Source organism: Pseudomonas sp. (assembly GCF_050739655.1).
GTDB lineage: Bacteria > Pseudomonadota > Gammaproteobacteria > Pseudomonadales > Pseudomonadaceae > Aquipseudomonas.
Genome location: NZ_JBOIBY010000498.1, coordinates 1 through 4,401 on the forward strand (window position 1 = coordinate 1; position 4,401 = coordinate 4,401).

At 59.4% G+C, this 4,401-nt stretch carries 4 protein-coding genes; 1 reads left to right on the top strand and 3 read right to left on the bottom strand.

Features of this window, described 5'->3' with window-relative positions:
* Window positions 1–47: 47 nt before the first annotated feature.
* Window positions 48–1,343 (bottom strand): glycine-betaine demethylase subunit GbcA, encoded by a 1,296-nt coding sequence (gene gbcA, locus ACRESJ_RS23735; RefSeq protein ID WP_431760081.1) that lies wholly within the window; start codon window positions 1,341–1,343, stop codon window positions 48–50.
* Window positions 1,344–1,627: 284 nt separating this feature from the next.
* On the opposite strand from gbcA, the gene gbcB reads away from it, so the two are divergent.
* Complete coding sequence (gene gbcB / locus ACRESJ_RS23740; RefSeq protein ID WP_431760082.1) at window positions 1,628–2,728, top strand: glycine-betaine demethylase subunit GbcB; 1,101 nt, start codon at window positions 1,628–1,630, stop codon at window positions 2,726–2,728.
* Between the two features lie 89 nt (window positions 2,729–2,817).
* On the opposite strand, the gene ACRESJ_RS23745 is transcribed toward gbcB, so the two are convergent.
* Together ACRESJ_RS23745 and ACRESJ_RS23750 are read right to left on the bottom strand one after the other, a co-directional pair.
* Window positions 2,818–3,351, bottom strand: coding sequence for an REP-associated tyrosine transposase (locus ACRESJ_RS23745; RefSeq protein WP_431760083.1), 534 nt, complete (start codon window positions 3,349–3,351; stop codon window positions 2,818–2,820).
* A 436-nt stretch (window positions 3,352–3,787) separates the two neighbouring features.
* On the bottom strand, window positions 3,788–4,401 hold a 614-nt coding region (locus ACRESJ_RS23750; RefSeq protein ID WP_431760084.1), incomplete at its 5' end, for a threonine aldolase family protein.

Consider the following 4,401-nt stretch of genomic DNA (forward strand, 5'->3'; position numbering starts at 1 on the left):
CAATGTGGGAGCGGGCTTGCTCGCGAAGCTTTTGACTTTGTTGTTGATCAACCGCTAACCGCAACCCCTTTGAGGTATGGCGCAGGCTCAGCCCCCAGGTTGTTCAACATCCGACCGCTGTACCAGTCGATGAAGTTCACCACACCGAACTCATAGGTCTTGGAGTACGGACCCGGTTGGTAGGCGGTGGAGTTGATGCCGCGCTGGTTTTCTTCGGCCAGGCGACGGTCCTGGTCGTTGGTGGCGTCCCAGACCTGGCGCATGCGCTCCACGTCGTAGTCCACGCCTTCGACGGCGTCCTTGTGGACGATCCACTTGGTGGTGACCATGGTTTCCTGGGCGCTGATCGGCCACACGGTGAACACGATGATGTGGTCGCCCATGCAGTGGTTCCAGGAGTGCGGCAGGTGCAGGATGCGCATCGAGCCCAGATCCGGGTTCTTGATGCGGCCCATGAGTTTGGCGCAGCCCTGCTTGCCGTCCAGGGTCATCGACACGGTGCCCTTGAGCAGCGGCATGCGCACGATGCGGTTACGCAGGCCGAAGCTGGCGTGGGCGTAAGGGATCTTTTCGGCTTCCCAGGCAGCAGCGGAGGCGGCGACGTGATCCTTGAACGCCTGGTCGGCGCGTGGGTCGGTGACGTCGTCCCATTCCAGCAGGGTTTTCAACAGTTCCGGGTGCGACGCGTTGCAGTGGTAGCACTCGCGGTTGTTTTCCAGCACCAGTTTCCAGTTGGCCTTTTCCATCAAGGTGGTGGTGATCGCCACCTTGGTGTTTTCCATGTCGTACGGTTCCATGTAATGGGTCAGCGTCGACAGGAACTCATCAATGGCTGGCGGGTTCTCCGACAGGCTGATGAAGATGTAGCCGCCGGCGGTCTTCACGTTCACCGGCTTGAGGCCGTATTGCTTCATGTCGAAGTCGGCGCCCATTTCGGTGCCGGCGAACAGCAGGCGACCGTCAAGTTCGTAGGTCCACTGATGGTAGTGGCAGACCAGTTTGGCAACCTTGCCCTTGTCGCTGGTGCACAGGCGCGAGCCACGGTGACGGCAGACGTTGTGGAAAGCATGCACCACGCCATCGGCGCCGCGGATCACAATGATCGGGTTCTTGCCGACCTGCAGGGTGATGTAATTGCCCTTGGTCGGGATCTCGCAGGTCATGCCGGCGATCAACCATTCTTTCTGGAAGATCTCCTGCATGTCGATTTCAAACAGGCGCTCGTCAGAGTAAAACGGTTGCGGCAGCGAGAAGGTGCGCTCGCGCTCTTGCAGCATCTGGGCGGTGGCCTTGCGTGCGGGTTCCAGCGGATCGCCCAGGCTCAAGGTAGTAGTGACGTCCATCGTGTAAGTCCTCAAGGCCATCTGCGTGGCCGCGAAAAGTGGCTGATCAGGTTTGCAACGCAAGGTATCGAAAAACTGTTGTCCTGTTGGAGGCGAGTGTGGGGCCGGCGCACGCCAGAACCTTATCCATGGGCGACATGGTGCAATCTGTTCCCGACGCGCAAGGCCCGGTCGTTAGGGGCTGGTCGCGATAAGCATGTGAATGTCGCAGATAGGTAAATGGATGGTTCGCGCTATACGCAGAATCGCCATCATAAGGCCGACAGTCGGCCGTGGAGATCAGCATGTCCAACACCTTCCTGAACCCGGTAACCACCCAGACCTGGGCCAATGGCCGACATATTGTCCGTTGCGTCAAAGTCATCCAGGAAACCTGGGATGTGCGCACCTTCTGCTTCATGGCCGACCAGCCGATCATGTTCTTCTTTAAACCAGGGCAGTTCGTCACCCTGGAGCTGGAGATCGAAGGCCAGCCGATCATGCGTTCGTACACCATTTCCAGCTCGCCGTCGGTGCCGTACAGCTTCTCGGTGACCATCAAGCGCGTACCGGGCGGCAAGGTCTCCAACTGGCTGCACGACACCCTGCACGAAGGCCAGGAGTTGGCAGTGCATGGCCCGGTCGGTCTGTTCAATGCCATGGACTTCACCGCGCCGAAAGTGCTGTACCTCAGCGGTGGCGTCGGTATCACACCGGTCATGTCCATGGCGCGCTGGTTCTACGACACCAACGGCAACGTTGATATGGTGTTTATCCACAGTGCCCGTTCGCCCAAAGACATCATTTACCACCGCGAGCTGGAACACATGGCGTCGCGGATCGAAAACTTCAATTTGCACCTGATTTGCGAAAAGCATGGCATGGGTGAGCCCTGGGCCGGCTATCGCGGTTACTTGAACCACAGAATGCTCGAATTGATGGCGCCGGACTTCCTTGAGCGCGAAGTGTTCTGCTGCGGCCCGACGCCGTATATGAATGCGGTCAAACGCTTGCTGGAAGCTGCTGGCTTCGACATGAAGCGTTACCACGAAGAATCCTTCGGAGCGACCCCACCAGAAGCGCGCGCCGATGCCGTGGAACACGCCGAGCAGGCTGCAGACGCCCCGGAAGTCGACGCCGCTGATTTGCACCAAGTTGAATTCATCACCTCCGGCAAGAGCATCCGCGTGGCCCCAGGCGAAACCGTACACGCCGCCGCCGCCAAGGTCGGCCTGATGATTCCCAAAGCCTGCGGCATGGGCATTTGCGGTACCTGCAAGGTGTTGAAACTGGGCGGGGAAGTGGAAATGGACCACAACGGCGGGATCACCGAAGACGACGAAGCGGAAGGATTCATCCTGTCGTGCTGCAGCATTCCGAAGGGGGATGTGCGGATCGAGTACTAATCCGCGAACTTGCCAGCCTGCTCGCTCGTTCCCATGCTCCGCGTGGGAACGCAGCCGGGGACGCTCTGCGTTCCAGTCGCGCCGCTACCTCAGCACCAGCGCTGGGTCTCAATCAACCCCTCCATTCCCGCATAATTTCTGGCACTCGAATAGCGCCATTGCTCCGGAAAGTCCACATATCCGCGTTTCACAGGGTTGTCGTGAATGTAGTCGAGCTTCTGACGCATCACGGATTCGCTGTACACCATCTCCCCGTGTGAGCCCTCCTGCCATAGCTGAAACTCGCGATCTTTCTTGTGCGCCCGTTTGTTGAAGCGTAAACGCTGTAATGCGCGTTCGGCGCCCCTTCGTTGCAGGTCGTTGATGATTTGCCTGGCGGTGAATGATTTGAACTGGCTGAGGCATTTACCGAGATCCGGCGCCTGGGCGACAAAGTGCAGATGGTTCTCCAGAACGACGTAGCCATAGAGTTTCAGGCCCTCGTGAGTTTGCTGGTAGCGCCAGCAATTGAGCAGGTGGTCGACGATGTAAGGGCGGATGAACAGCGGTAGCCATTCCACGACTGTGCAGGTTAGGAAGTGTGGTTTGTCGGCTTCGGTGATGGTGTAGCGGCTTCGGCCCATGGATTCGTCCTTGAATCGTGCTGTTTGGCGAATTGGAACGCGGAGCGTCCCTTGAGGCATTCCCACGCAGAGCATGGGAACGATCAGGTTGCAGGTGCGGATTCGTGTGCGCTAGAGGTCGATTCAGTCACGGCGGTGGGAAATATCAACGCGACGGTGCCGCTCGAACCGAGCGCGACGGTGTTCTCCCATGATTGTTCCCATGCAGAGCGAGGGAACGAGCGGGGTTGGGGGTATTGATGATCGTTCCAATGCTCTGCGTGGGAATACAGCCCGTGACGCTCTGCGTCACAGCGGTGTTCGGCGTTGTATCGGTGGTGAAGCTGGAACGCGGAGCGTCCCTTGAGGCATTCCCACGCGGAGCATGGGAACGAGCGGGGTTGGGGTATTGATGATCGTTCCCACGCAGAGCGTGGGAACGATCAGTGTCGGACCGTCAGGCCATGACTTCGCGGATGTCGCGCGCGAGCTCACGCACGCGTTCTTCTTCCGTATCCCACGAGCACATGAACCGTGCGCCGCCCTTGCCGATGAAGGTGTAGAAGCGCCAGCCCTTGGCCGTCAGCGCGGCGATGGCCGGTTCCGAGAGTTGCAGGAACACACCGTTGGCCTGCACCGGAAACATCAGTTCCACGCCTGGAATGTCACTGACCAATTCGGCCAGCAGCTGCGCGCAGTGGTTGGCGTGGCGGGCGTATTTGAGCCAGGCGTCGTTTTCCAGGATCCCGACCCATGGCGCCGACAGGAAGCGCATTTTCGACGCCAGTTGCCCGGCCTGTTTGCAGCGGTAGTCGAAGTCTTCAGCCAGGTCGTGGTTGAAGAACAGGATCGCCTCACCCACGGCCATGCCGTTTTTCGTACCGCCAAAGCACAACACGTCAACGCCGGCCTTCCAGGTCAAGTCCGCGGGTGTGCAACCCAGGAATGCACAGGCGTTGGAGAACCGCGCGCCGTCCATGTGCAGGTTCAGGCCCAGTTCTTTACAGGTGGCGCTGATGGCGCGGATTTCGTCCGGGGTGTAGACGCTGCCGACTTCAGTAGCCTGGGTCA

Excerpts from the sequence above, each read along its gene's own strand:
- gbcB (WP_431760082.1), top strand. The coding sequence starts at position 1,628 with ATGTCCAACACCTTCCTGAACCCGGTAACCACCCAGACCTGGGCCAAT.
- ACRESJ_RS23745 (WP_431760083.1), bottom strand. The coding sequence starts at position 3,351 with ATGGGCCGAAGCCGCTACACCATCACCGAAGCCGACAAACCACACTTC.
- gbcA (WP_431760081.1), bottom strand. The coding sequence starts at position 1,343 with ATGGACGTCACTACTACCTTGAGCCTGGGCGATCCGCTGGAACCCGCA.